Raw genomic sequence first — 25,292 nt, 5'->3', positions numbered from 1 at the left:
ATGGCAAATTCAAAAATAACAATTCAATTTAATTCAGTTCCCGGTTTTAATGAGTCGGTATATTTTGACGTGAATAGTGGTAGTTATTCAGTTTTCTGTCGCGAAACCTTCGTACGACGAAGATTAGGTCAATATCAGGTGGAATTACCAACAGTAATTATTGATGACATTACCACTGAAGCTAGTTATCAGGGTTATGCCTCAGATTTTTATAAGCGAGCATTTGAATTGGATTTTAACAGCTCTAATTTGTATACAGTAGAATCAATAAGAGGCGATGTTGGATCTGGAATCGGAACTGTTATAATAACTGCAAATTTTCCAAATGCGATTTTTTCAGAACAATCTGCTGATGGAGATGTAACTTTTATAATTGAAAATGAATCGGCTTTACCAGATTTTAATATTACTAATATTAGCTTTAGCCAGGCCTTATCTACTCCATGTCAGAAGGCTAGAGTTTTAGTAACAACAGATAATTTAGCTGTAAAAGTGTTAAATCCTGTCTCAATAGTTCCTAATACGAGCAATCCTTTCGCTTTCGATTGGTTGCGTGGAGAGACAGTTAACTTGTTAGTTGAAGATGCAAATGGAAAACAAGCAAGTAAAAGTGTAACATTGCCGAGTTTACTTTCGGCTGCCAATTTTACTATCAAAGTGAACAACAGCCCCAATGGTGCTACGGTTTTGGTGGAAAATGCTAATTCGACTGGTTTAGTTTTGCAATTTTCACTAGATAATGTTTCCTGGCAATCCTCTAATATTTTTACGGGGCTTGATGTTGGTAGTTTTACCTTATATGTGAAAGATCAATTAGGTTGCTCTTTTACTAAATCATTTTCTGTGGATGAATTTGGTATTCAGTCACCGTATTTTTACATTTCTAAATCAAATTCAATTCGATACGCACAGAGAATTATATGGGGTGACTCAGGTAATTATAAAACTGATGAAAATACTTTAAGTTGTGAGGTTGATGTTGAAGATATAAATGGGCCATGGACTGAAGTGCAAGAATTTCTGAGTGCTGATATTGTACCCACACAGTTTAAATCAAATTATAGTAGTAATGTCGCTAAAATAATTAGAGAAGATTTAAGCGAAGTTATAGTCCCAATTGAAAAAAAGTCAAATAATATTGGAATAAAGGATAGGCGGGATGCGCGAAAATACAATGTTGGCGGTGGGCAAACAGGGATTTATTTTATATCCGGGAATATTTATGATTATGATACAAGTTCTGTTACTGGAAACTACTCTTTAAATGGTAGTCTTCCGGAATGGGCCGTTTCTGGGAATTATATTGTAATATCGAATGCTTGGTTTTTGATTGAGGAAATAGTTTTTGATGAATCAAAGAATTCAGATGTGATAATTATTTCAGAAAACTTTTCCGGGTCCGAAACTAGTATTGTAGTAGGTTCTATTTTTAACCGGTTCAATTATGAAATATATGAGTACTTCATCGATATGGTAAATTTTATTGATCAAAAGTTTCATGTTCAACTTGTAAATTCAGATCCTAATTTTGATACTATTACGCACTTAAGTGAGGAATTATGGTGTAAAGTAAAGCACGAAGATTTATTGGAAGTGAAATATCATAATACAACAAATACTGATGTTTTTTATGCGACCGGAATTGAATTTAAAATAAGGATACCACTTACAAGTCAAAAAGGACTTCCTGAAGAAGATAGCGAAGTTCATAAAACAGATACTGCAGCTTTGCTTTTAAGTGCTGATCTGTATGAAGTCGATCAGTTTGTTTTTGAGCCGGTGACCAAAGAGATCTGGCGCAAATTAATGATTGCATTATCTCACGAGAAAGTATGGTTAAATGGAGTGGGTTATGTAAAAAACGGAAGTTTTAGCACTGAAGGCCCGTTGGGGAAATCCAATCTCTACGTTTTGACAGCAAACATGATAAAAACTGGTAATGTCTATAACTCTCTCGGAACAGGAAACATTGATTTGGATGGAGGACAAGTTGAGGTGCCAGGTTTAATTTCAACAGAATTGGGGTATTTAAGTTACTAAAAAAAGCCTCTAATTTTAGAGGCTTTTTTTAGTATTTTTTTATGCGATAGTCTTTTTTTTAGCTGAAAGCTTATTACCTATTGCTATTACCTGACTTTTTGATTCACTGTGTTTAACTACCAGATTAATATATTCATAGTTTGACTTCAAATCATTATAACTTAGAGCTGTTTCAAAAGTAATATTTTCAAATGTTTCCAATGAATTTAAAGAAGTGGGTACAGAATATCCTAATTTAATTAGAACTATAAAAAGGTCTCTCTGTTCAGGTTTGATCTTTCTTTCGAAGTCTTTTTTCCAAAATGCAAATGCATACGGATTTGCGACAAATTCTAATTCTTTTATAAAATCTGGGGTGGTCATTTTTTCAAATCTTTAAATTGATTCCCATCAACATGAATACTGCGATTGTCGTGGTAATGATGGTGATGGTGGTGAACAATATTTGTTGATCTATCAATATATCGTGACTGATTTTGATCAGGAAATAAAGAATTCCCAGCAGCTTTGCCGATTTTCCAGCAACCACCAACTATAACTACAAAAAGTACAAATAGAAACATCATATAAGCAAAGTTATTAAATATTAATCTCTTACAAAGTTGATTTTGTTATTTATAATCATTCTAAATAAAGAATTAATTTTTACATTTGTAGGATAAAAAATTATCATCATGAGCTTCCAATCAATTATTACTAGACAAGTAGCTTTATTGACCGAAAGATTAAATGCGATTGCAACTAATGCGAAAAAAATAGTAGAATTACCTTGGCAATCAGTATTGCGTCCAAGTTCTGAAATTCATGTGAGCGATGCGGGTACTTCGTACAGAATTAAAATTCAGCAAATATTTGATTGGTTTAATTCTGTACGGCAAAATCAGTTATTATCTGCAAATGTTTCAATCATTTCAAACAATATTACTGTTGCTACTGGAGCGCAATGGATCATTGATAATGTAAATTATGCGACAGTAAGTACCACTTCATTTACTATCCTGTACGCTGAAACTGGCTATACTAGAAATGATATTTTGGTTGCTAACAAAGACAATCAAATAATTCGCGTCTTAGGCCTTGAAACGCAAGGTATTTCTCCAACGCCCCCAACACCAGTTGATACAGTATTGGTTACAATTATTAATGTGACAGATTCAACTATTGGTAATACACCACCAATCATAGGAGGTGATTATGAAAAAGTAGTTAATAAAGCAACAAATTTCACTACCGTAAACAATACTTTATATCCAACCGTAGAGGCTGTAAAAACGTATGCAGATAACTTACTCGTTGGTGTTATAAATCTTAGAGGTACTTGGGATGCTTCGACCAATTTATTTCCTACTACGGGAGGAAGTGGTACAGCAGGAGTAGTACGTAAGGGAGATTTGTGGTATGTTTCAGTTCCTGGAGTATTGGCAGGTAAGTCTGTAAACGTAGGTGATAGTTTTTTTGCTTTTATAAATACTCCTGGCCAGACCTTCTCCAATTGGAATGTGATCGAGTCTAATATTGGGTATGTCCCTGCTGATGACTCAAATGTTTTGCATAAAACGGGAGATGAAGTGTTTTTAGGAATGAAGAGTTGGTCTAATACAAATGCAGCTTTTTCAATGTTGTTAGGCTCAAATAGTCGGCCTCAAAGCAGTTCGGCAGCTATGTCACTTGATACAAGTGGTAACGGTGCCGCAGCGATCTTTACTAATTCTGGTCCTGGACCTTCTATAAGGGCAGGAAATACATCTACCTCCACAACAGGAGATGTTATGTTTTTGTCTAACAATTCAAATTCTGCTGCAGCACTTCGAGTAATTAATGCAAATGGAGGAATAGGCTCTATATTTACTACTATTTCGGGTATAGGGTCTATGTATGTATCTTCCGGATCAGGTAATGCTCTTGTATCAAATGTTTTAAATGGTGCTACAGGTTTAGTATTTGTTGGTCAGGATAATGGCTTTAACACATTCACTATAAATAAAACAGGAGACACAGTTCTTAACTCAATAACGATTACTACCGCACCTACAACAAGCGCTGCTACTTATGATTTGTTAACTAGAAATATTTCTACAGGGGTAGTAGAAAAAATATCTAGTTCTTCCTTTGCTTTGGATAGTGCTGTCGTAAAGACAACAGGTAGTCAGACAGTGTCAGGGGTTAAATCTTTAACCGAGAGACTACAATTTGCGACAGATCAGGGATTCACTAGTGGAGGCTCTATGCCTTTTGTACATAGATCTGGGGATCATATCGCGATTTGCTCAACCACTTTGGCGGGAACTGCTAGATTAGATACTAAGAGTATAACGACCTCTTCACCAAAAACATTTACATTTCCAGATGCAAGTGGGACCTTTGCTTTAACCTCTAATTTACCAGTAATATTAACTGGGTCTGCTACTTTAGACTTTCCAAATACGGTTGCTGGTACTTCCCAAGATTTAAATATTACTGTTCCGGGTGCTGCCCTTGGGGATGTAGTATCTCTTGGTGTGCCTTTTGCTTGTGTGGAGCCAAATAGTCACTATACTGCTTTTGTAAGCGCACCTAACACAGTAACTGTGCGATTTGGAAATTTTGACACATCAGTTGCAAGAAATCCTGCATCAGGTGACTTTAAGATTAAAGTAATCAAGTAGGAAACACTTTGCCAAACAGAGAAACATGAAATATAATGCACCCAAAACTATCACATATCACAACTAAACCTATATATATTATGATCCTTAAGTTTTTGAGTAAGATTGCATTGATTGCAGATAATCAGCAAAATTTTATAGAAAGGCTAAAATATTTTTTACAAGTTATTTCGACGCTCGGGCCGATTGTAATGATTTTGGAAGGTTTGTCAGGATGGTTTGTTGAAAATAGAAGATTCTCAGTTTTTATATTCGCAGCTTTAGTTGGTAATCTTGTAATTGGCGTAATATATCATCTTAGAAAAGGATCTTTTTCATGGGAACAATTTATTTTCAAAAATTGTAAAATGGCTGCGATTTTAGTTATTGCTTACACAATGCTTGAAATGATTGCAATTACTGCTGGCGAAAATATATTGGCAGACGGTTACCGAACAGTTATACAAGTTTCTACTCTCCTTTGGCCGGGAGGGAAGATTTTAAAGAATCTATACATTTTATCTAATAAGCAATTTCCGCCGGCATTTATTATGGAAAGATTGTACAACTTCGAAAAATCTGGGAATATCAACGAATTGTTTCCCGAACAGAATAAAACTGAATAATTATGATAACACAAAAAAGATTACTTGAAAAATACGGTGTACCTAATAAAACGGGTGCGGGCTACATTGTAACAATAGACCTTCCATATCCAATGTTTTTGAATTGGGAAACTAAAACTTATGTAAAAAAGATAAGCTGTCATAAATTGATCGCTGAAAAACTAATAGCCGTATTTCAAGACATTCTTGCTCATTATGGAATGCAAGAAATTAAAAGGTTACAATTAGATGATTTTGGAGGATGTTTCAATTATCGTTTAATGAGAGGAGGAACGGAATTATCTGTTCATTCTTGGGGATGCGCTATAGACTTAGATCCTGATAGGAATCTATTAAAAGAAACTTCTAAAACTGCAAGATTTGCACGACCAGAATATAAAGCAATGATTGATATTTTTTATAAACATGGATTTGAAAGTCTTGGCCGTGAAAAAAATTATGACTGGATGCATTTTCAAATTAAAGACTAATATTATGCAAATCGATTTAAATAAGTTACCAATAAAAGAATTCTTGAAATTGTTTGGATGGATTTTGCTTTTTGTTTCCCTATGGTTTAAGGGATGTTCTAAGGAGGGAAAGTCTGAAACAATAGTAAAGGTAAAAGTGCCAGAAGTAAAAGCGGTTCTCGAGGCAAAAAAACCTGATCAGAAACCTATTGATTTTCCTAAAAAAGGAGAAACAATTTACCGGGACAATCCTTTAAATGCTAAACTTTCTGACGAAAACGAAAAACTGAAGTTGGATTACGCGAAAATGAGCGATTCTCTTAGATCAAAGGCTTATGAAATGGCAATTGAATTAAATAATTTTTCAACCAAGTTTGAAGATGAGAATTTACTTTTAAATATAAACGGTACAGTACGCGGAGAAGTTCAAGAAGTTACTCCGAGTTATGTCATAAAATCGAAAGAACTGTCTGTGCCATTGAAACAAAAGGAATCTGTTTTTAGGGTGCTCGGTGGTTTGGAAATGGGAAATACTCTACAGTTAGATAATTTTAAAGTGAAAGGAAATTTGATGTTTCAAAATCGAAAAGGAAATATTATTTCTACTTCTTTCGATACTCAGCAGACATTTTGGGTAGGTTACAACTTCTCAATTTTTAATATCAAAAGGTAGTTTGTTTTTAATTGGTTGGTTAGTAAGGTAGAAAAGCGGTTCAGAAATGGATCGTTTTTTTTATATTTGAAATAAAAATATGGCAAAGAGATATATTAAAATCGAATTAAAGGAGCCTTTGGAATTAAACTTGAATAATTTAAGTAATGTGGCATTTAAAACTGAACTGCTATGTAGAATAAAAGAAATTCTTAATGTAGTAGATGTTCAGGATTACTATGCGTATGAATCTAATGGGGATCAGGAAATAACATTACAAATAGATAACGAAAAAAGCGATCAATAAGATCGCTTTTTTTTATGCAAATTTGTTCTGAAGGCCTTTCAATCGTTCGAACTGTCTCTCTTCTTCTCCTACTGCGTAATGATTTTTTACCATTGAAATGGTTTTATGCCCAGCCATTTTTGCAGCATCCTCCAGCGAAAGTATAGCTGTTGTTTCGTCTAAATTCAGGTGCTTTAAAGCATAAAAGTCAGCAGTAATACCGAGTTTGTCTTTTACGTGAGTTTTCCATCGCCTATTAATTTGTTCTCGACGTATTTTTTCGGGACCTGGTCGGAGGCCAACCGAAAAAACATAATCGTTTTTATTTGCACCATATAAAGATTTTATCCAAAAACCTAAAGCAACATCTTTAATTATACGATTTACCCATTTATATTGTCTGCCCTTTTTAACAAAAACTTGATACTTTTGTTGATCTAATTTTACATCTTCCACTTTTAAATTTAGCAATTCCGATATTCGACCACCGGAATGGAAAAATAAAATTGTAAATCTCCAAAAATCTGGGAAATGTTCTTTTAAGTGATTGTTTACGCGGACCCTTTCATCTTCAGTAAGTATATCCCGGATCTTTGTTTCATGGACACGTTTTTGAATTTGAAGAACAATATCATTTTCTACAGCTTCAAATTCTAAGAGTTCTTTAAACAAAGTTGACAGATAGCCGCGATATTTATTGAATTTGTGCGCTGAGAAGGTAGCCTCTGTTTTTTCAAGATGATCGAGTGTAAACCTAATGTGCTTCCTTTTTACATCACTAATTTTTAGTTCATGATATCGGAGTTGTTCGGCCGCTGGATTAAACTTTGCCAGCATGTATTTTATATCCTTATAAGTGCTGTCAGCAACTTTTATGCTTTCATGTGCCAATTTAAGGGCAATTAAAAAGGGGGTTTCGGGGCATATTTCAGTTAAATAATTTTCTTCAGGAATAACTTCAGCAACTTGTTCAATCATATATTGCTTAGTGATTGGATTAAATCCGAGATCCTGGAAAAGCTTGGGGATTTCCTGAAGTAGTATTTTTGCGGCTGCCTTTCTATCGTCTAACGTTTTGAACTTATTTAGTTTTTTTCGAAATGGAAAGCCTTTTGGGTATTTGTCTTTAAATAATGGATCATAGTAAGTACATTGTACATACCATTGTTTGTTTAAAGAAGCTTTTGATGTTGTTGTTTGCCAGTTTTCAGGCGATACCCATAGTTCAGTGCATGAGCATCCATTAGGTAAATTTTTCATTGATTGTGTAGTTGTTACATTGCCGTTTACATTGTCGTTTACTGTAACTACACATTTCGAAAGTGATTTGAAGAAGGCTTAAAACCCAAGTTGGGAGTGGGTTTTAAGCTATTTTCTTCTAGTAGCGAGGACGGGAGTTGAACCCGTGACCTCAGGGTTATGAATCCTGCGCTCTAACCAACTGAGCTACCTCGCCAAGACTGCAAGTAGAACCGTGTTCCTCATTGCGGGTGCAAAGATAGAAATAATATTAAAGCTTGCAAGCATAAAATGAAGAAAAAAAAATATTTTTAAAAATGTGTTGTTTTTGGACATATATTCTTATATTTCCAAAAAAATTAAAAGTAGCACATGGATCCAAAAATACGTTACGAAATCGAGTTTCCGATCAATTCTTCGCCGCAACTATTGTATCAATATATATCAACTCCGTCAGGATTATCAGAATGGTTTGCTGATAATGTAAATTCAAGAGGAGAATTTTTCACTTTTATCTGGAACGACTCACAGGAAAAAGCGCGTTTGGCTTCCAAAAAAACAGGTGAAAAAGTCAAATTCAAATGGGTGGATGAAAGCAGTAAAGACACCGAGTATTTTTTTGAATTGCACATTCTGGTTGATGAACTTACCAAAGACGTATCGTTAATGGTAGTAGATTTTGCTGATAAAGAAGAAGTAGGAGAAGCTAAACAACTGTGGGAGAATCAGATCTCAGACCTGAAACATCTTATCGGATCTGTTTAGTAAAATTCTATTTTATACCTTATATTTGCCCTGAACAAAATTCAGGGTTTTTTTATGATTAATTTTAACGGAAATATAGTAGCAGAAGAAGATAATATATTAACTCAAAACCGCGCATTTTTATACGGAGATGGTGTTTTTGAAACAGTAAAAATTATCAATAATAAAATCTTGTTCCTGGAAGATCATTATTTCAGATTAATGGCTTCTATGCGTGTGGTTCGAATGGAAATTCCGATGAATTTTACCATGGAATATTTTGAAGAGCAGATTTTAAACCTTGTTCAGCAAAAAGGAATTTCGGCATCTGCCAGAGCCAGAATTACTGTTTTTAGAAAAGAGGGCGGGTTTTATCTGCCTAAAACAAATGAGGTTTCGTATTTGATTCACGCAACAGTACTTGAAGATGTTTTATATACTTTAAATTCAGCTGAATACGAAGTGGATTTGTATAAGGATTTTTATGTGACTAAGCAATTGTTATCGTCGATCAAAACTACTAATAAGATGATAAACGTTACCGGAAGTATTTTTGCTCATGAAAATGGTCTGGCCAATTGTATTTTGCTTAACGATACTAAAAATGTAGTTGAGGTATTACAGGGGAATTTATTTATGGTTGTGGGTAATAAACTGATAACTCCACCGGTTTCTGAAGGTTGTCTGAACGGTGTGATGCGCAAGCAGATTTTAGCTTTGGCTAAAAAAGTAGAGGGCATAGAAGTAGTGGAGGAAATAATTTCACCATTTGATCTTCAAAAAGCTGATGAATTATTTCTGACTAATGTGATCACGGGGATACAGCCGATCACGAAATATCGAAAAAAGGACTTTACAAGTAATTTGGCTCAGCTGTTGTTACAAAAGCTGAATGAATCCATTTCTGAAAATTAATTCAGATATGGATTTTCAGGTGCATTTGACCAGATGAGGTAATCGCCTCCAAGTTCAATGATTTGCTCTTTCCAGAAATGGGTGGTTGATTTTCCGATAATTTTATTTTTATAATTATTATCGGCAATAATCCAGGAGTTCCCCTGCATTTCATTCTCAAGCTGATTTTCATCCCAACCGGTATATCCTAAGAAAAAACGAATGTTATTTTTACTGATAGATCCGTTGTTTATTAAGTCCTTGGTCGATTCAAAATCACCTCCCCAATAAATTCCATTAGAAATCTCAACACTATTCGGGATTAACTCTGGAATATTGTGAATAAAATAAAGGTTGTCCTGTTCAACAGGACCTCCGTTATATATCTTGAAAGAGGCTTCAATCTCAGGAATCAGGTCATTAATAGTGTACTTTAAAGGTTTATTAATGATAAATCCTATTGATCCTTCTTTGTTATGGTCTGCTAATAAAATTACCGATCTATTAAATGATAAATCTCCAATTATAGAAGGCTCGGCAATAAGCAGGTGTCCTTTTTTTAATTTTTCTGAAATCATACGGCTACAATTTTTATTAAATTTAATCATAAAATTTCTAAAATCCCAAATAAAATCGTTGAAGCGCAAAAAAAAACCCTTCATAAGAAGGGTTTTGATTATATTATTAGTTTAGAGAACTTTCTTACTTAGTTCACTGCACCTTCTAATTCAGCTCCAGCTTTGAATTTTACAACATTTTTCGCAGCGATTTGAATAGTTTTTCCTGTTTGTGGGTTTCTACCGTCTCTTGCAGCTCTAGCAGATACAGACCATGATCCAAAACCTACTAATGAAACTCTCCCACCTTTCTTTAGAGTAGCTCCTACGTTCCCTAAAAATGACTCTAAAGCTAATTTTGCCGCAGCTTTTGTGATTCCTGCATCAGCAGCGATAGCATCGATTAATTCTGATTTGTTCATAATATTAGTTATTAATTGTTGGTTAAAAAAAATTGTTAATACACAAATTTAATAGGAAATCCGTTCCTTGCAAGTGTTTTCTTTATTTTTAGTAAAAATTGTTAATAACTTGCTTTTTTTGTTCATAAAGCAGAGCGTTAGTTGGTCAAAATCAGGTAGAAACCCCTGTTTTATTGACCTTAATAGACTTTGGCACTTTCAGAAAAAGTGATTCCATTTAGTAATTCTGCTACCTGCATTCTTTTTTTTCCGGGTAGCTGTAAACTTAAAAGTTGAATGTAACCATCTTTAACTGCAACTTTGATTTCTTTTTTGCTGCAAATCAGACTTCCAGCTTCGTGAGAATGTGTCTCAGGAAGCAGTTTTGCCTCATATATTTTGATGGTTTGTTCTTCTTCTTTGTCTTTTAAAAAGCACCAGGATGCAGGATACGGACTTAAACCGCGAATGAGATTGTTGATTTCGGCACCGGATTTGGTCCAGTCGATTTTGCAGTTTTCTTTGTTTAATTTGTAAGCGGTTTTTATTTCGGCGGTGTCTTCCTGAATGGTAGTTTTTACATTTCTGCTTTCAATAACTTTTAAAGTGTCAATAACAGTTTCGCTTCCTAATGCCATAAGTCGGTCGTGTAATTGTCCGGCATTTTCTTCCGGCTCAATTGCAATTTCCGAATTCAGGATCATTGCTCCGGTATCTATTTTGTCATCGATAAAGAAGGTAGTGACTCCGGTTTTGGTTTCTCCATTAATAATGGCCCAGTTAATTGGTGCGGCACCACGGTAATTTGGTAATAAAGAAGCGTGAAGGTTAAATGTTCCAAATTCCGGCATTTCCCAGACTACTTTTGGAAGCATTCTGAAGGCAACTACAATTTGTAAATTTGCATTCAGCGCTTTTAACTCCGCTAAAAAAGTCTCGTCTTTTAAGTTTGTTGGCTGAAGTAACGTAAGGTTATTTGCTAATGCATATTCTTTTACTGCTGAGTATTTTATTTTTTGTCCGCGTCCTGCAGGTTTGTCTGCTGCAGTAATTATACCCACGACATCGTAGTTGTTTTTAAGAATGGTGTCCAAAATGCCGACAGCAAATTCGGGAGTCCCCATGAAAATAATTCTCAATTTTTCCATTATGATTTTAAAGTGTATTTATTGTTCGCCAGTATGGTGATATGATTGTTTTCTAATAATTTCTGAAGTACCAAAATAATATCATTGGCATCCATTTTAATTTGAGACTGAATTTCTCTAGAAGTCAAAGCGGTTGATTTTAACAAATACAGAATTTTATCTGCAATCGAATCGGCTTCAGTGATTTTGCCTTTTAGCGTAATGCAATAGGAGCAAACGCCACAATTTTCGTTGGTTTCTTCTCCAAAATAATCCAGAATCAATCTGTTTTTACAGGTTTTGTTTTCTTTTATATAATAGAGGACGGAAGAAAGTTGTTCTTTTTTGAGTTCATTCTGTTTTTCCAGATATTTAGAAACGCGATTTATAGTTAATTCGTCTTCACGCACTTCATTAAATAACACAGTTGAATCGTTGTTTTTGGCTTTGTATTCGATAATTTCTTTCTCTTTTAATTTTTCTAAAAGAGATAAAACCTGTTCTTCTGTATGGTGTGATTTTTTTGCAATCAGCGAAAGATTAAAAGGAGTTTTAATTTCATAAACTCCGGGGTAAGTTCTTAGAATTGCTAATATAATTTCCTCGTCGTTTGGATTGAGATTCATGTATCGAATCACCTCTTTAGATTCGATTATAAATTGTAAAGTAATTTTTTCTGAGAATTCCTGCGACAAAGTAATGATTCCCTGTTGGTTTAAAAACTGCAATGCATTGTATGTTTTTAAAGTGGGGAAATCGTATTTGTTGCAAAAGTTATTTAGTTTAAAAGAAAAGGACTCGTCTAAACCTTCTCCGTACGCAATTTGAAAATAGTTACAGAGTTTTATATACATTGCTTTTAGAAACTTTTTATCGGGCAGAATGCTTAAAAACTGCTGTTCAGTCTGAGTGGCATCTGAATTATTAAAGAGCAATACCGAAAAAGCTTTTTCTCCATTTCGTCCGGCTCTTCCGGATTCCTGATAATAGTTTTCTAAGTTTTCGGGTAGTTGTGTGTGAATGACTGTTTTTACATTGTCTTTGTCGATTCCCATTCCAAACGCATTAGTCGCTACAATTACCTGTGCTTGTTCCGACATCCAAAGCTGCATGTTTTTGTCTTTTTCTTTAGCCGAAAGTCCGCCATGGTAATAGGTTGCAGTAAAACCTAATGATTGTAATTGAGAGGAAAGGTTGATGCACGATTTTCGATTTCGTACATATATAATAGAGGGCTGCGGGTTTTTCTTTAAGATTTGTTCGGTGCGATACAGCTTGTCTTCGACTTCAAAAACCATGTAGGCAATATTTTTTCTTTCAAAAGATTGCTGAAAAAGTACGGGGTCTTTTAATCCCAGTTCTGTTTTAATGTCTTCGATGACTCTGGGTGTTGCTGTTGCAGTTAAAGCTAAAAACGGAATCTTTGAAAAATATTTTTTAAGTTCTGAAATTTTCAGATAGGCAGGGCGAAAATCGTGTCCCCATTGTGAAACACAATGCGCTTCGTCGATTGCAATTAGATTAATAGGAAGGTTTTTAATGCGTTCCAGTATCCAGTCTGATTGCAGTCTTTCGGGAGAAAGATATAAAAACTTGTAATTGCCGTATTGGCAATTGTCAAGAAGATCTATGATTTCTTCGGTATGAATACCTCCTGTTAGTGCAATAGCTTTTATGTTGCGTTTTTGCAGGTTGGCAACCTGATCTTTCATAAGAGCAACCAAAGGTGAAATGACTAAGCAAATGCCTTCCAGCATCATACTTGGAACCTGAAAACAAATCGATTTTCCTCCACCTGTCGGCAGCAGGGCAAAGGTATCCTGACCGTCCAAAACAGAGTCAATAATCTCCTTTTGCATCGGTCTGAAACTGTCGTGTTTCCAGTATTTTGAAAGAATTTCCTGTGCTTGTGGCATTGGTCGTGTTTTAAAGTTAAAAAATTTAGAAATCAGTTTCTAGTTTTGCAACTTTAAACGCCTGCCTAAATTTTATCTAAGATATAAAGAATTCTGTTTTCAACCGTATCTTTAGGTACTTCAATTAATTCGTAGCCATATTTTTTATAGGTATCAACAAGGTGTTTTTGGATTTTTTCGGCCTGCTCAAAATTTTCGTAACGCTCGGTGTCGCTTTCGTAAATTTCTTCCCATGGCGGTAAAATGAAAGTTTTTGAATATTTATAATCCTCACAGGCTTTTACAAAACTTTCAGGATAATCATCATTAATGTAATCCATGTAAGCTACAACATCGGGAATTCCACGGTCGATAAAAACTACATTGTGAGGTTCTTCAATCGCATTTTCAAATTGTTTAATACGGCCATTCAATAACATTTCGCTGAACAATAAAGGTTGTTCTAAAAATAATTGCTCGATGCCTCTTTGTTGCGCTTCGAGTGTAACTTGTCTTGAAATTTCAGGGTAACAGCAGTAGCCACGAGCTACCAATTCGTTGATTAGAGTAGATTTTCCCGTTCCCGGGCCACCAATGAGAACTATAATTTGTTTTTGCACTTTCTAAAAATAAAGCGCAAATTTACCTAAACTTATTGGTATTTAAAAAGATTATTTTGTCTTAAACGAACGATTTCGCAATTTAAAATAAATATAAGCTTCGGCTGTTTGTTAAAAATCTTTTGTTTTTTGAATTTCAAGAAGCTCCGAAGGAGCGATATATTTATAGAAACCCCATTGGGGAGAAATAAATTTTAGCCGGGATATATCGCTCCGTTGGAGCTTTTGGTATTGGGAAATCGTATTCGTTAGAGATATTGTGCTGCGCTGGAGCAGTTTCAAAAGATGTCTAGATTTCAGGATTTTTTTGAAAAGCCAATATATTTTAGAAAATATTGATAAGTTCTATCGGGACGTAATATCTATAGAAATCCTACCGGGGTGAAATGATTATTCACAAAATAAATAATTCCCGGGGCTTTTCTTTTGTGAAGGAATAATCAAATGCGATTCGATTTTTTTGCCTTTCAAAACGTTATTTACAAAATCCAGAACATATTGTTGTCCTTCATGAAATAAATATCCCGAAAATTCGTGCCCGCCTCCGCAAAAAGTAATCAATTCTATATTTTTATGTAAGTCTTTCATGTGATTGTATACGGCATAAGATCCAAATAAAATCAGCCAGCCAGAAGCATTTGGTAGGCAGGAGCGATGCGAGCCTGCATTGTAAGGAACCGTTTCGTCGTTGTTTCCGTGTGCTAACAGCATTGGAATGGCTTTTTCTTTGGTAATTAGATTAATGTCCATAATAGCACCCGAGCCACCAATGAAACCGGCATATTTGAAATCAGGAGATAAATTGTTTGGGTACAAATTCATCAGTTTGTAATCCCAGAAAGAAGCGTGAAAGCCAATTTCGGCACCTGCGCTGATCCCTGAAATAAAGAATTTTGAGGTGTCGAGATTGTATTGGGCTGCATTTTCAATTAAAAATGAGGTGGCTTGCCACATATCACTAACGCCAATTTGAATTGCTTTTATCTTTTCGGTTAAAGTGCCTTTACAGCCAAAATCTTTTCCTTTCATGTACAGGCTGTAGGAGATGCTGGCAACTGCGTAGCCGTTTTTCGCCATAAAAAGGCCAAAATCTTTTTCACTGGTTCGTTCTCCACCCGAAAAACCTCCTCCAAATGCGAATAAGATTAATGGAGTTTTTTCATTTGTTTTTTTTGGGGGCAGGTATAAATCTAAATCCAGTCTGAGTGTGTCGTTTTGGAAATAGGTTAAAGTTTTAATTTCCTGTGCGTGAATGTTGTGAAAAGTGAGAGTAGTAAAAAGAAAGATGATAATTTTTTTCATTGTGGTGTGGTTCAATCCCGTAATCCTGATAGCTATCGGGAGCAAAGGTGTGAAGTTTTTCAAATATAAAAGTTTGCCACGAATTCCACTAATTTCTGCTGCTTTTTTTAGGTAGTAACTTGTTTTAAAATGGTGCAAAAACTATAGTTTTTATCTGTTGTTTTAATTAGTGATAATTAGTGGAATTTGTAGTAAAAAAACAATCATTATTTCCTTCTGAAAAATCTAAAATCTAAAATCGAAAGTCTGAAATCAAAACCGTATATTTGCGTTTATTTTTAATTACGAATGGAGAACGATAAAGAAAAAAACACCGCTGAATTTTACGAAAGATTAAAAGTTGAGTTAGACAATTCAAATACCTGGCCAGCAGAATACTTGTATAAATTCATAGTTCCTTCAGTAGACGATAATGTTGAGCGAGTAGAAAAAGCTTTTGACAGTATGGGAGCGGTTATCAAAACCACAAAATCTAAAACTGGTAAATTTACCAGTGTTTCGGTTGATGTTACCATGCATAGTGCTGAGCAGGTGATTAGCAAATACAAAGAAGTTTCTACCATAGAAGGTATAGTTTCATTATAACTTATGAACGAAAAATATAAAAAAGAAAGTGCGAATGACGTTGTTTTTAATTTAGAATACAATTCTGAAAGACAACGGTTAATCATTCCGGAATACGGTCGTCATTTGCAAAAATTGATCGATCAGGCTACTGCAATTGAAGATGCCGAAACACGCAACAAAGCTGCTAAATACATTATTCAGGTAATGGGAAGTCTGAATCCGCATTTGCGGGATGTGCCGGATTTTCAGCATAAATTATGGGATCAGCTTTTTATTATGTCTGATTTCAAATTGAATGTTGATTCGCCGTACCCAATTCCGTCTCGTGATGTTTTGCAGTTAAAACCGGATGCTTTACAGTATCCGCAGAATTTTCCAAAATACAGATTTTACGGAAACAATATCAAGTACATGATCGATGTTGCCAATAAATGGGAAGATGGCGAGATGAAAAATGCTTTGGTAATGGTGATTGCCAATCACATGAAAAAGTCTTATTTAAGCTGGAACAAGGATACCGTAAAAGACGATGTGATTTTTGAGCATCTGTATGAGTTGTCGGGAGGTAAAATCAATTTGCTTCAAAGTTCAGAAGAGCTTTTAAATACAACTGATTTATTGCGTACCAATAAGCGTATGTCGAATAAGATTACACCGGCAGGACAGCCAAAAATCCAAAACAATAAAAACAATAAAGGTCCAGGGAAACCGAAACCTTTTCAGAAAAATAATAATCAGAAGTAAAAAATTAGCTAAGATGCTAAGGGACTGAGGTACTAAGATTTTTTCTTAGAGTCTTAGAACCTGAGAATCTCAGAACCTTAGAACCTAAAAAAGAAATATGGGAATTTTTAAAATCGAAGGAGGAACACCTTTAAAAGGAGAAATCACTCCGCAAGGAGCAAAAAATGAAGCATTACAAATTTTATGCGCCGTGCTTTTAACGGGGGATAAAGTGAGAATTAATAATATTCCCGATATTATTGATATCAATAAATTAATTACTTTATTGGGTAATTTAGGTGTGAAAATCCAACGAAATGAGCCAGGTTCGATTACGTTTCAGGCAGATGAGGTTAATGTAGGTTATCTGGAAACTGAAGCTTTCAAAAAAGAAGGTGGAGCTCTTCGTGGATCTATTATGATTGTTGGACCGCTTTTGGCACGTTTTGGTAAAGGATATATTCCAAAACCTGGAGGAGATAAAATTGGGCGTCGCAGATTAGATACACACTTCGAAGGTTTCATTAATCTTGGAGCAAAATTCAGATACAACAGAGAAGATCATTTTTATGGAGTAGAATCTCCTGAAGAAGGTCTTACCGGAACAGATATGCTGCTTGATGAGGCATCAGTAACCGGAACAGCAAACATTGTCATGGCTGCTGTTTTGGCAAAAGGAACAACAACTGTTTACAATGCTGCGTGTGAGCCTTACTTACAGCAGTTGTGTAAAATGTTAAACTCTATGGGAGCTAAAATTACCGGAGTAGGTTCAAACTTATTGACTATTGAAGGGGTGGAAAGCCTTGGTGGATGTGAGCACACAATTCTTCCGGATATGATCGAAATTGGTTCATGGATTGGTCTTGCGGCGATGACAAAAAGCGAAATTACGATCAAAAATGTAAGCTGGGAAAATTTAGGTTTAATTCCAAACACATTTAGAAAATTGGGAATTACCATTGAAAAACGCAATGACGATATTTACATTCCTGCTCATAAAGACGGATACGAAGTAAAAACGGATATTGATGGTTCTATTTTAACTATTGCTGATGCACCATGGCCAGGATTTACTCCTGATTTATTGAGTATTGTTTTGGTTGTAGCAACACAAGCCAAAGGCGATGTTTTAATTCACCAGAAAATGTTTGAAAGCCGTTTGTTTTTCGTAGATAAATTAATCGATATGGGAGCAAAAATTATGTTATGCGACCCGCACAGAGCGGTGGTTATGGGACATAATTTTGAGTCTCAACTGAAAGCAACAACCATGTCGTCTCCTGATATTCGTGCAGGAATCTCATTGTTGATTGCCGCTCTTTCAGCAAAAGGAACAAGTACGATCCAAAATATCGAGCAAATTGACCGTGGTTACGAACGTATCGATGAGCGTTTGAGAGCCATTGGAGCAAAAATCGTGAGAGCGTAAGCGTAGAAATATTTGCCACGAATTCACGACTTTGAACTAAGATTATACTTTTTTGTATAATTCGTGAATTCGTGGCAAAAAAAGTATAAACGTAGTTAAATGACAGATGAACAAAAAGCTGTAAAAGCTACTTATTTCAGTATTATAGGAAACACCTGCTTAGCCATCTTAAAAGGGCTGGCAGGTTTTTTTGGCAATTCATATGCCCTAATTGCCGATGCGATCGAATCGACAACCGATATATTTTCGTCATTTTTGGTTCTGTTCGGAATTAAGTATTCGAATAAACCGGCAGACGAAAATCATCCTTATGGTCACGGTCGGGCAGAACCTTTAATTACGTTTTTGGTGGTTGGTTTTCTGATTACTTCAGCGACTATTATCGGATATGAGAGTATTGCTAATATCCAGACTCCGCATGATTTACCAAAACCCTGGACACTTTATGTTTTGGGAGCTATTATCATATGGAAAGAATATTCATTTCGTTTGGTAATGAAAAGAAGCAAGCAAACCAACAGCTCATCATTGGCGGCAGATGCCTGGCACCATCGTAGTGACGCGATCACTTCGGTAGCAGCGTTTGCCGGAATTTCGATTGCCTTGATTATGGGGCAGGGGTATGAATCAGCAGATGACTGGGCGGCGCTTTTTGCTGCTTTTTTTATCTTATACAACAGTTATAAAATTTTCAGACCGGCCTTGGGTGAAATTATGGACGAAAATCTGAACGATGATTTAGTCGAAGAAATCCGTGTAAAGGCTTTAACAGTTCCGGGTATTCTGGGTACCGAAAAATGTTTTATCCGTAAAGCAGGAATGCGATATCATGTAGACCTTCATGCCATAGTTTCGGCTAAAATTTCGGTGAAAGAAGGGCATGAGTTATCACACAAACTACAGGATACCTTAAAAGAAAAAATTCCGCAATTGGGCAATGTGTTGATTCATATTGAACCGGATGATTATCATTGAGGAGAAAGACTCTAAGTGGCTAAGGACCTAAGATGCTAAGGTTCTGAGATGCTAAGGAAAAACTTAGAATCTTAGAACCTTAGTTTCTCGGTAACTTTTTCAAATCATTTTGCTGGATTCTTCCTATAGAATAGGAGATGATTATATTGAGGGGAAATACTCTAAGTGGCTAAGGTTCTAAGATGCTAAGGAAAAACTTAGAATCTTAGAACCTTAGTTTCTCAGTAACTTTTCCTAGTCTAGAACATTCAAAATCTTCAATCCAAAGACAACGCCATTTTGCTGAATGCCACCCTGATAAGAATGAACATAATCTACTCTGAAGATTTTGAACTTCCCAAATCCTAAATTGTCTAAACCAGCAGTAAACTCAGTGTAAGGTTTTCTGTTCGGTACGGCCAGTGAATGAAAACCAATGTTCATCGTTGATTTTAAAAGATTCAAAAGCGGGATTTTATTCATAATGTAGCCTTTGTCGTTGTGTTCCAAATGCATTTCTAAATAACTGTCGTTGGTGCTGTTGGTGTAGTAAGGCATCAGGTTGAAAACATTCAGGTAACGGCTGCTTGTGCCAATGTGAGTCTGGTTTCCGTTAAAATGTTTGTAATCGACAAACGAAATGTTATCAGCATTAAAGAATTTGGCGGCTTTAAAACTCATTCCTAAAACACCTTTATTGCCCAATGATAAATCGTAGAGTACGGCAGCTCCTACTTTTTCAAATTCATATTTCTTTTCGCTTGCTGCAAAGGCTTTTTCAATATTTAAGAAGAGTGTTGGGAATTTGTCGTTTTTAAAATTATATCTTCCATCTGGTCTCGAAATGTATTTGTTTCCAAAGTTAATTCGAGCACTTAAAGCTGTTTTGAACAAATGATGTTTTTCAAATGCAGGAGTGGTGAAATCGTTTGGAGCTAATGGATTGTTGGAAGAGTATAAGTCATCTCTTTTGAAGAAAGAATAATCGGTGGTGTTAAAAAGCGGTTTTCGCTGCTCATAACCCAATTTTGCATTGAGACTGACACCATTTAGAACGTTTTGCGAATAGTTGATCTGTGCAAACTCTAAATTATACAGTTTCATGTAATTGTCTTTAAAAAATAAAGAACTTATAGAATTGATCAACTTGGTTATGGGTTCGGCACTATTGAATTGTGCTACTTTAGTTCCCCCTGAGGCACTAATCGTAGCGTGATTTATATTGTTGAATTTATGACTGAATTCTCCGGTAATCCTAAAGTGTTCATCTGAAAAGCCATAATTAAAAGTGGTACTTAACGAAGTCGTTTTACTTTCGTCTTCACTCCATTTCTTAAAAGAGAAACCGGAATCCAGATTAAATCCCTGAATGGTATTAAAACTTAGCGAGGCCAAATTCAACAATCCTTTATATTCGAAAGAATGTCTTTTGTAGGTGTTTTTATAATCGTAGCCCATTAAGACATCCAGAACTTTAAATTTGTTGTTTTTGGCATCAACGGAGTCCGTATATTTTTGAGATTTTCTGATTATTTGCAGACTATCCTTTTTAGTGTAATCGTTACTTTCTTCAATGGTTAGAGGAATTGGACGAATGTTGTTCCAGAAAGTATCATCCTTTTTGTTTGCGTTGAGTTCGAAAGAGACAATTTCATTACCGAATGTTTTGTTTTCAAACGAAGCCGGAAAGTCGTAATTGGAATATATATAAGCAAATTTTCCGGAGAATTTAATACCAAAAATACCGGCAGTGAAATCTAAGGTTTGTGCATTTTTAATCCAGATTTTATTTTGTGTATTGTAGGTAAAATTTTGTTTTAGATTCATTACCTCCGTGAATTCGTTTTTCATGCGATAGCCTTTGATGTCCAAATCGATGGCGTAAATGGCAAAGCTATCATCTACAATGTAAATGTAGCCTTCAAAAACAGGTTCTTTATCGCGTTTTGGGATTACCTTGATTTTGTAGATCTGCTGTTTATTGTCGTCAAAAAAAGTACCTTCGAGTTTGTATTTATAATAAGCGAAAGCATTGTCGGCAATAGGAGAAATGAGTTTGGTGTCGAAGTTTATCGTGTTTTCATAAAAATCATAAGTCGACCGTGAAGCAGTATTGTAACTGTATCCTCTATTGTTTCCCGAGATTTTAGAAGCGATAATGCGTTCTTTTAATTTGTTAGGTTTTTCAAAAGTAACCTTAGAAATGGTTTCGGATAAATATAAAATACCAGTTCCGGTAGAATCTAAATTTGATGCAAGATCGTCACCCAGATCTACTTTTTGTCCCAAAATCTTCTTAGGTAAGTCTTTGACTTTAAACATTCCTTTGGAGTAGAAATCGGCGGTATATCGCGCAATTTTGTCGGAGTTGTCTTTTTTGGCCGCCATAGCACTTTTAATAATGGCGTTGGCAGGATTATTTTTTGGGTCAATCACCACCTCATTTAAAGCAAAACTTTCCTCAGACATTTTCACATCCGGCAGTGTCGTTTTTGCGTCAGCAGGAATTGTTATTTTTTGAGTTTTATATCCCAGGTATTGAAAAACGATTTTGTTTTTGCCCGGCTCTTTTACGGTAAGCTGGTATTTTCCCTGCTCGTTAGAAGTCGTGCCGCTATAGGTGTTTTCTTCAAAGACGGATACGAAGGGCAAAGGTGTCCCTTTTTCATCGGTTACGGTTCCCTTAATTTGGGCGAAATTTGAAACGGAAAAGAATAAAAAGGCAAGTAAAGTATAGTTTTTCATGAGAGTCGTATCTCTCACAAAAATAGAATAAGTTAAAAATGAGGCTATTAAAAATTTGTTAAATGTAAGATGTTAAATGTAAGATGTTAAATGTAAGATGTTAAATGTAAGATGTTAAGTGTGAAATGTGATCTGAAATATTTTATTTGTTTAAATAGTAAATCCAGGAACATAATACATTTGGGCGCGATTTAAGAATCAAAAATCGTTAATCAAAATTATTTATTGGTAATAGTTACCTATCCTACACGGTTCTCATTTTACATCTCATATCTCATAGAAAAGACTGAATGGCCAGTTCGTAGCTTTTTAGTCCGAAACCAAGGATAACACCTTTAGCATTTCCGGATAAATACGACTGATGTCTAAAACTTTCACGGGCATAGGTGTTCGAAATGTGTACTTCGATTACGGGAGTTGTAACGGCTTTCATGGCATCGCCCAATCCTATAGAGGTATGCGTGTAGGCTCCGGCATTCAGAATAATTCCGTCAAAAGTAAAACCACATTCCTGAATTTTTCCAATCAATTCGCCTTCAATATTGCTTTGGTAATACGAAAGTTCAATGTTTGGGAATTTGGCCTGTAACGTTGCAAAAAAATCTTCAAAAGTTTGACTTCCGTAAACTTCCGGTTCTCTTTTTCCTAAAAGATTCAAATTGGGTCCGTTGATGATGCAGATTTTCATGGATAGTAAGGTGTGATATGTAAAATGTAATATGTAAAATGTGAAACGATTGATAGTATCATTGAATTTTGACATTGCCATTGCCATTGATTTTTGCCATCGCCATTGAACAGTTGTAAAAATAAAAAAACCGTTCCAATTAATAGAACGGTTTTGGTAAAAGTATGTGATATATTTTTTAGAACAAGAATCCTGCAGAGATCTGGAAAGTTGAGTTTTTAACATCAGCATTTTTAGAAGCTTCAGTTAACCCTAGACCATAACGACCCTGAACAAAAATGCTTTTAGTAAGTTTTACTCCTAATCCGGCATTAAGACCAAATTCAAAAGTTTGTGCATCTTTAACATCAAACTTATTCTTTTCACTTAATAAAAAGGAAGCCTGAGGACCTACTTCTAAGCTAAAAGTGTCGTTTAGGTAAAATTTAGCCATTACAGGAATAGATAAGTAGCCTAATTCATTTTTAAATTCACTTACAGCATTTTTGTAAGTTGCTCCCTGAGTAGAATATAAAAGCTCCGGTTGAATCGCAAATTTGTCTAACAATTTAAGTTCTGCAACAACTCCTACGTGGTAGCTAGTGATTCCTTCTTTGTCAAATGCTACACCCTGAAGACCTGCGTCTCCGGTTTGGCTTGCAAAGTTAACCCCTGCTTTAACTCCAAATTGTACTAATTGTGCCTGAATTGTAGCTGAAGTTGCAATAAACAATACAGCTGCTAAGATTATCTTTTTCATAAAAGTGGTTTTAAAATTTGTTTTTTTTTAAATGTTATTTATTAGTCAAAACTACAGAATTAGGAATTTATTGTTTTATATTTTGGTTTAAATAATTACTAAATTTCCCATTTTTATTGGTTTTAGGCTTGTAATTGGCTCTATTTAAGAAGTTTATTTGTGATCGGTTTTTTAGGTTATATTTGTTATTTAGTCAGATTTATAGTTCAAATTGTGTTTTGAAACTTTTTTATTTCGTAAGTTTATTTTGATATTCTGGATTTGATATTGGGTTATAATGAAGAAGAAAGGTCTGTTCATATAGACATAAAACGGTATTTACAATTTATTAATTAGCATCCAAGTTCTTTTTTAATAAGGTTATCTTTATATTTGGGGTGAATAACTCAAAAAACAAATTGTAATGAAAAGAATAATTTTGGCTGCTATGGCAGTAATGGTATTTGGTTTTGCTAATGCACAAAAGACGAGATTCGGAGTAAAAGGAGGTCTTAATATTTCATCAGTAGTTGGAGGAGATGTTGAAGATACTAAAGCTCTTGTTGGTTTTCACGTTGGAGGTTTTGCAGAAATTCATGTGGTTCAAAGATTTTTTATTCAGCCTGAGCTTTTATTTTCTGCTCAGGGAACTAAAGTTGACGGTTCATTGAATGACACGGATATTAAGTTGAACTATTTGAATATTCCTGTAGTTGCGAAGTATTATATCATTGATAAAAAATTCAATGTTGAAGCGGGTCCACAGCTTGGCGTTTTGTTATCGGCTAAAGTAAATGGTAATAACATTAAAGATTTGACCAGATCGGTAGATCTTGGTTTTAACTTAGGAGCCGGATACAGTTTTACGGATAATCTTTCAGCAGGGCTTCGTTATACAATCGGATTGTCTCCGCTTTCTGATAAAGATATTGATAATTCAGATGATTATTATGATAGTGCTAAAAACAGTAACCTTGCGTTATCTTTAGCCTACAAATTCTAATTTTATCCAATAATAAAATTTGTAACCTTCCCTAATCCGGAAGGTTTTTTTATGCCTGAAAATGTTTTACTTTGTAGCTATGAATTGGACCCGTTACATAAAAGATTATCAGTCGTATTTGCGCATCGAGAGAGGTTTGTCTAAAAACACGATCGAAAACTATGGTTTTGACATCGAGCGTCTGTGTCTTTTTCTGGAAACCAATAGTATAGAGATTTCTCCCATAAAGATTGATGACGAAACGGTTCAGCAGTTTATTTATGCGGTAGCTAAAGAAGTCAATCCACGATCACAGGCGAGAATTATTTCGGGATTGAAAAGTTTTTTTAATTATCTGGTTTTTGAAGATTACAGAAACGACAATCCGATGGAGCTGATCGAAACTCCTAAAACAGGGCGGAAATTGCCCGATACGCTGTCTTTAGATGAAATTGATTCTCTTATTGCGGCAATTGATCTGAGTACCAATGAAGGTGAACGAAATAGGGCAATGCTAGAAACTTTGTACGGCTGCGGACTTAGGGTTTCGGAATTGGTTTCTTTAAAAATTTCAGATTTATTCTTTGAAGAAGGGTTCGTTAAGATTACCGGAAAAGGAAATAAAGAGCGTTTTGTTCCGGTGGGTAAATTCGCTCAGAAATACATCCAGATTTATCAGAAGGAGATTCGGGTGAATCTTAAAATAAAAAAAGGTTGTGAAGATACTTTATTTTTGAACAGGAGAGGTAATCAGCTTACACGCGCCATGATTTTTACCATTATAAAAGATCTTGCTGTAAAAATTAACCTCCATAAAAGTATTAGTCCACATACATTAAGACATTCTTTTGCAACTCATTTACTTGAAAATGGTGCCGACTTAAGATCAATTCAGTTGATGTTAGGGCACGAATCGATTACTACGACCGAAATTTATGTGCATTTAGACAGGAGTTTTTTGAAAGAGGTAATGTTATCTTTTCATCCACGGAAGTAATTTTTGAAGCCGGAAGTCGTTTTTAAATCA

Annotated in this window: 25 protein-coding genes and 1 tRNA gene; 14 read left to right on the top strand and 12 right to left on the bottom strand. The window is 35.1% G+C overall.

What is annotated here, in order from left to right:
• The gene (locus tag LNQ34_RS03945; RefSeq protein WP_229998714.1) at positions 1-2,040 is read left to right on the top strand and encodes a hypothetical protein; all 2,040 of its coding nucleotides are present in this window, start codon (positions 1-3) and stop codon (positions 2,038-2,040) included.
• A gap of 39 nt (positions 2,041-2,079) precedes the next feature.
• Here the strand turns inward: LNQ34_RS03945 and LNQ34_RS03940 are convergent, their stop codons facing one another.
• Positions 2,080-2,403 (bottom strand): hypothetical protein, encoded by a 324-nt coding sequence (locus LNQ34_RS03940; protein ID WP_229998713.1) that lies wholly within the window; start codon positions 2,401-2,403, stop codon positions 2,080-2,082.
• Positions 2,404-2,822: 419 nt separating this feature from the next.
• On the opposite strand from LNQ34_RS03940, the gene LNQ34_RS03935 reads away from it, so the two are divergent.
• From LNQ34_RS03935 to LNQ34_RS03915, 5 genes are all read left to right on the top strand, one after another.
• On the top strand, positions 2,823-4,685 hold the full coding sequence (locus tag LNQ34_RS03935; protein ID WP_229998712.1) for a hypothetical protein: 1,863 nt from the start codon (positions 2,823-2,825) through the stop codon (positions 4,683-4,685).
• Positions 4,686-4,765: 80 nt separating this feature from the next.
• Positions 4,766-5,290 (top strand): hypothetical protein, encoded by a 525-nt coding sequence (locus LNQ34_RS03930; RefSeq protein WP_229998711.1) that lies wholly within the window; start codon positions 4,766-4,768, stop codon positions 5,288-5,290.
• Between the two features lie 2 nt (positions 5,291-5,292).
• Positions 5,293-5,760: a M15 family metallopeptidase gene (locus LNQ34_RS03925; protein ID WP_229998710.1), complete on the top strand. Its 468-nt coding sequence runs from the start codon at positions 5,293-5,295 to the stop codon at positions 5,758-5,760.
• A gap of 4 nt (positions 5,761-5,764) precedes the next feature.
• Positions 5,765-6,412: a hypothetical protein gene (locus tag LNQ34_RS03920; RefSeq protein ID WP_229998709.1), complete on the top strand. Its 648-nt coding sequence runs from the start codon at positions 5,765-5,767 to the stop codon at positions 6,410-6,412.
• 79 nt (positions 6,413-6,491) lie between these two features.
• Complete coding sequence (locus tag LNQ34_RS03915; RefSeq protein ID WP_229998708.1) at positions 6,492-6,698, top strand: hypothetical protein; 207 nt, start codon at positions 6,492-6,494, stop codon at positions 6,696-6,698.
• Between the two features lie 12 nt (positions 6,699-6,710).
• On the opposite strand, the gene LNQ34_RS03910 is transcribed toward LNQ34_RS03915, so the two are convergent.
• Both LNQ34_RS03910 and LNQ34_RS03905 read right to left on the bottom strand, forming a co-directional pair.
• Complete coding sequence (locus tag LNQ34_RS03910) at positions 6,711-7,937, bottom strand: tyrosine-type recombinase/integrase (protein ID WP_229998707.1); 1,227 nt, start codon at positions 7,935-7,937, stop codon at positions 6,711-6,713.
• 122 nt (positions 7,938-8,059) lie between these two features.
• A tRNA-Met gene (locus tag LNQ34_RS03905) sits at positions 8,060-8,133 on the bottom strand.
• Between the two features lie 155 nt (positions 8,134-8,288).
• Here LNQ34_RS03905 and LNQ34_RS03900 point away from each other — a divergent pair.
• Positions 8,289-8,681 (top strand): START-like domain-containing protein, encoded by a 393-nt coding sequence (locus tag LNQ34_RS03900; protein ID WP_017498093.1) that lies wholly within the window; start codon positions 8,289-8,291, stop codon positions 8,679-8,681.
• Between the two features lie 54 nt (positions 8,682-8,735).
• A complete protein-coding gene (locus tag LNQ34_RS03895; protein WP_229998706.1) occupies positions 8,736-9,575 on the top strand; it encodes an aminotransferase class IV in 840 nt (279 codons plus the stop codon).
• Here the strand turns inward: LNQ34_RS03895 and LNQ34_RS03890 are convergent.
• From LNQ34_RS03890 to LNQ34_RS03865, 6 genes are all read right to left on the bottom strand, one after another.
• Positions 9,572-10,132, bottom strand: a complete 561-nt coding sequence (locus LNQ34_RS03890; RefSeq protein WP_202701492.1) for a YqgE/AlgH family protein — start codon at positions 10,130-10,132, stop codon at positions 9,572-9,574. The two genes, LNQ34_RS03895 and LNQ34_RS03890, sit on opposite strands and share 4 nt — an antisense overlap.
• Before the next feature lie 128 nt (positions 10,133-10,260).
• Positions 10,261-10,533: an HU family DNA-binding protein gene (locus tag LNQ34_RS03885; RefSeq protein ID WP_017498096.1), complete on the bottom strand. Its 273-nt coding sequence runs from the start codon at positions 10,531-10,533 to the stop codon at positions 10,261-10,263.
• 179 nt (positions 10,534-10,712) lie between these two features.
• On the bottom strand, positions 10,713-11,660 hold the full coding sequence (fmt, locus tag LNQ34_RS03880) for a methionyl-tRNA formyltransferase (RefSeq protein ID WP_229998705.1): 948 nt from the start codon (positions 11,658-11,660) through the stop codon (positions 10,713-10,715).
• Complete coding sequence (locus LNQ34_RS03875; protein WP_229998704.1) at positions 11,660-13,555, bottom strand: RecQ family ATP-dependent DNA helicase; 1,896 nt, start codon at positions 13,553-13,555, stop codon at positions 11,660-11,662. Before LNQ34_RS03875 ends, fmt begins: the two co-directional genes overlap by 1 nt.
• 65 nt (positions 13,556-13,620) lie before the next feature.
• Positions 13,621-14,154: an AAA family ATPase gene (locus tag LNQ34_RS03870; RefSeq protein WP_229998703.1), complete on the bottom strand. Its 534-nt coding sequence runs from the start codon at positions 14,152-14,154 to the stop codon at positions 13,621-13,623.
• 390 nt (positions 14,155-14,544) lie between these two features.
• Complete coding sequence (locus tag LNQ34_RS03865) at positions 14,545-15,456, bottom strand: carboxylesterase family protein (protein WP_229998702.1); 912 nt, start codon at positions 15,454-15,456, stop codon at positions 14,545-14,547.
• A gap of 288 nt (positions 15,457-15,744) precedes the next feature.
• Here LNQ34_RS03865 and LNQ34_RS03860 point away from each other — a divergent pair, with 288 nt between their 5' ends.
• The 4 genes from LNQ34_RS03860 (at position 15,745) to LNQ34_RS03845 (ending at position 19,153) form a co-directional block, all read left to right on the top strand.
• Positions 15,745-16,041, top strand: coding sequence for a DUF493 family protein (locus tag LNQ34_RS03860; protein ID WP_202701482.1), 297 nt, complete (start codon positions 15,745-15,747; stop codon positions 16,039-16,041).
• Positions 16,042-16,044: 3 nt separating this feature from the next.
• Complete coding sequence (locus tag LNQ34_RS03855) at positions 16,045-16,767, top strand: DUF4290 domain-containing protein (RefSeq protein ID WP_202701480.1); 723 nt, start codon at positions 16,045-16,047, stop codon at positions 16,765-16,767.
• A 97-nt stretch (positions 16,768-16,864) separates the two neighbouring features.
• Positions 16,865-18,178, top strand: a complete 1,314-nt coding sequence (murA, locus tag LNQ34_RS03850; protein WP_202701478.1) for a UDP-N-acetylglucosamine 1-carboxyvinyltransferase — start codon at positions 16,865-16,867, stop codon at positions 18,176-18,178.
• A gap of 99 nt (positions 18,179-18,277) precedes the next feature.
• Positions 18,278-19,153: a cation diffusion facilitator family transporter gene (locus LNQ34_RS03845; RefSeq protein ID WP_229998701.1), complete on the top strand. Its 876-nt coding sequence runs from the start codon at positions 18,278-18,280 to the stop codon at positions 19,151-19,153.
• Between the two features lie 234 nt (positions 19,154-19,387).
• Here the strand turns inward: LNQ34_RS03845 and LNQ34_RS03840 are convergent, their stop codons facing one another.
• The 3 genes from LNQ34_RS03840 to LNQ34_RS03830 all read right to left on the bottom strand — a co-directional run bounded on the left by LNQ34_RS03840 (position 19,388) and on the right by LNQ34_RS03830 (position 23,304).
• Complete coding sequence (locus LNQ34_RS03840) at positions 19,388-21,877, bottom strand: DUF5686 and carboxypeptidase regulatory-like domain-containing protein (RefSeq protein ID WP_229998700.1); 2,490 nt, start codon at positions 21,875-21,877, stop codon at positions 19,388-19,390.
• Between the two features lie 274 nt (positions 21,878-22,151).
• Positions 22,152-22,565 (bottom strand): type II 3-dehydroquinate dehydratase, encoded by a 414-nt coding sequence (gene aroQ, locus LNQ34_RS03835; protein ID WP_230000574.1) that lies wholly within the window; start codon positions 22,563-22,565, stop codon positions 22,152-22,154.
• Positions 22,566-22,743: 178 nt separating this feature from the next.
• Positions 22,744-23,304: a porin family protein gene (locus LNQ34_RS03830; RefSeq protein ID WP_229998699.1), complete on the bottom strand. Its 561-nt coding sequence runs from the start codon at positions 23,302-23,304 to the stop codon at positions 22,744-22,746.
• Between the two features lie 403 nt (positions 23,305-23,707).
• Here LNQ34_RS03830 and LNQ34_RS03825 point away from each other — a divergent pair, with 403 nt between their 5' ends.
• Both LNQ34_RS03825 and xerD read left to right on the top strand, forming a co-directional pair.
• Positions 23,708-24,286, top strand: coding sequence for a porin family protein (locus tag LNQ34_RS03825; protein WP_202701472.1), 579 nt, complete (start codon positions 23,708-23,710; stop codon positions 24,284-24,286).
• 79 nt (positions 24,287-24,365) lie between these two features.
• Positions 24,366-25,262 (top strand): site-specific tyrosine recombinase XerD, encoded by an 897-nt coding sequence (gene xerD / locus LNQ34_RS03820; protein ID WP_202701471.1) that lies wholly within the window; start codon positions 24,366-24,368, stop codon positions 25,260-25,262.
• Positions 25,263-25,292: the final 30 nt, after the last annotated feature.

Source organism: Flavobacterium lipolyticum (assembly GCF_020905335.1).
In the GTDB taxonomy this organism is placed as follows: domain Bacteria; phylum Bacteroidota; class Bacteroidia; order Flavobacteriales; family Flavobacteriaceae; genus Flavobacterium; species Flavobacterium lipolyticum.
Note: the sequence above shows the minus strand (reverse complement) of the source record. Positions and strands in the feature narration are given on the sequence as shown.

Bases quoted from the DNA above. Each gene is read 5' to 3' on its own strand.
- LNQ34_RS03945 (WP_229998714.1), top strand. From the start codon at position 1: ATGGCAAATTCAAAAATAACAATTCAATTTAATTCAGTTCCCGGTTTT.
- LNQ34_RS03940 (WP_229998713.1), bottom strand. From the start codon at position 2,403: ATGACCACCCCAGATTTTATAAAAGAATTAGAATTTGTCGCAAATCCG.
- LNQ34_RS03930 (WP_229998711.1), top strand. From the start codon at position 4,766: ATGATCCTTAAGTTTTTGAGTAAGATTGCATTGATTGCAGATAATCAG.
- LNQ34_RS03925 (WP_229998710.1), top strand. From the start codon at position 5,293: ATGATAACACAAAAAAGATTACTTGAAAAATACGGTGTACCTAATAAA.
- LNQ34_RS03920 (WP_229998709.1), top strand. From the start codon at position 5,765: ATGCAAATCGATTTAAATAAGTTACCAATAAAAGAATTCTTGAAATTG.
- LNQ34_RS03915 (WP_229998708.1), top strand. From the start codon at position 6,492: ATGGCAAAGAGATATATTAAAATCGAATTAAAGGAGCCTTTGGAATTA.
- LNQ34_RS03910 (WP_229998707.1), bottom strand. From the start codon at position 7,937: ATGAAAAATTTACCTAATGGATGCTCATGCACTGAACTATGGGTATCG.
- LNQ34_RS03900 (WP_017498093.1), top strand. From the start codon at position 8,289: ATGGATCCAAAAATACGTTACGAAATCGAGTTTCCGATCAATTCTTCG.
- LNQ34_RS03895 (WP_229998706.1), top strand. From the start codon at position 8,736: ATGATTAATTTTAACGGAAATATAGTAGCAGAAGAAGATAATATATTA.
- LNQ34_RS03890 (WP_202701492.1), bottom strand. From the start codon at position 10,132: ATGATTTCAGAAAAATTAAAAAAAGGACACCTGCTTATTGCCGAGCCT.
- LNQ34_RS03885 (WP_017498096.1), bottom strand. From the start codon at position 10,533: ATGAACAAATCAGAATTAATCGATGCTATCGCTGCTGATGCAGGAATC.
- fmt (WP_229998705.1), bottom strand. From the start codon at position 11,660: ATGGAAAAATTGAGAATTATTTTCATGGGGACTCCCGAATTTGCTGTC.
- LNQ34_RS03875 (WP_229998704.1), bottom strand. From the start codon at position 13,555: ATGCCACAAGCACAGGAAATTCTTTCAAAATACTGGAAACACGACAGT.
- LNQ34_RS03865 (WP_229998702.1), bottom strand. From the start codon at position 15,456: ATGAAAAAAATTATCATCTTTCTTTTTACTACTCTCACTTTTCACAAC.
- LNQ34_RS03860 (WP_202701482.1), top strand. From the start codon at position 15,745: ATGGAGAACGATAAAGAAAAAAACACCGCTGAATTTTACGAAAGATTA.
- LNQ34_RS03855 (WP_202701480.1), top strand. From the start codon at position 16,045: ATGAACGAAAAATATAAAAAAGAAAGTGCGAATGACGTTGTTTTTAAT.
- murA (WP_202701478.1), top strand. From the start codon at position 16,865: ATGGGAATTTTTAAAATCGAAGGAGGAACACCTTTAAAAGGAGAAATC.
- LNQ34_RS03845 (WP_229998701.1), top strand. From the start codon at position 18,278: ATGACAGATGAACAAAAAGCTGTAAAAGCTACTTATTTCAGTATTATA.
- LNQ34_RS03840 (WP_229998700.1), bottom strand. From the start codon at position 21,877: ATGAAAAACTATACTTTACTTGCCTTTTTATTCTTTTCCGTTTCAAAT.
- aroQ (WP_230000574.1), bottom strand. From the start codon at position 22,565: ATGAAAATCTGCATCATCAACGGACCCAATTTGAATCTTTTAGGAAAA.
- LNQ34_RS03830 (WP_229998699.1), bottom strand. From the start codon at position 23,304: ATGAAAAAGATAATCTTAGCAGCTGTATTGTTTATTGCAACTTCAGCT.
- LNQ34_RS03825 (WP_202701472.1), top strand. From the start codon at position 23,708: ATGAAAAGAATAATTTTGGCTGCTATGGCAGTAATGGTATTTGGTTTT.
- xerD (WP_202701471.1), top strand. From the start codon at position 24,366: ATGAATTGGACCCGTTACATAAAAGATTATCAGTCGTATTTGCGCATC.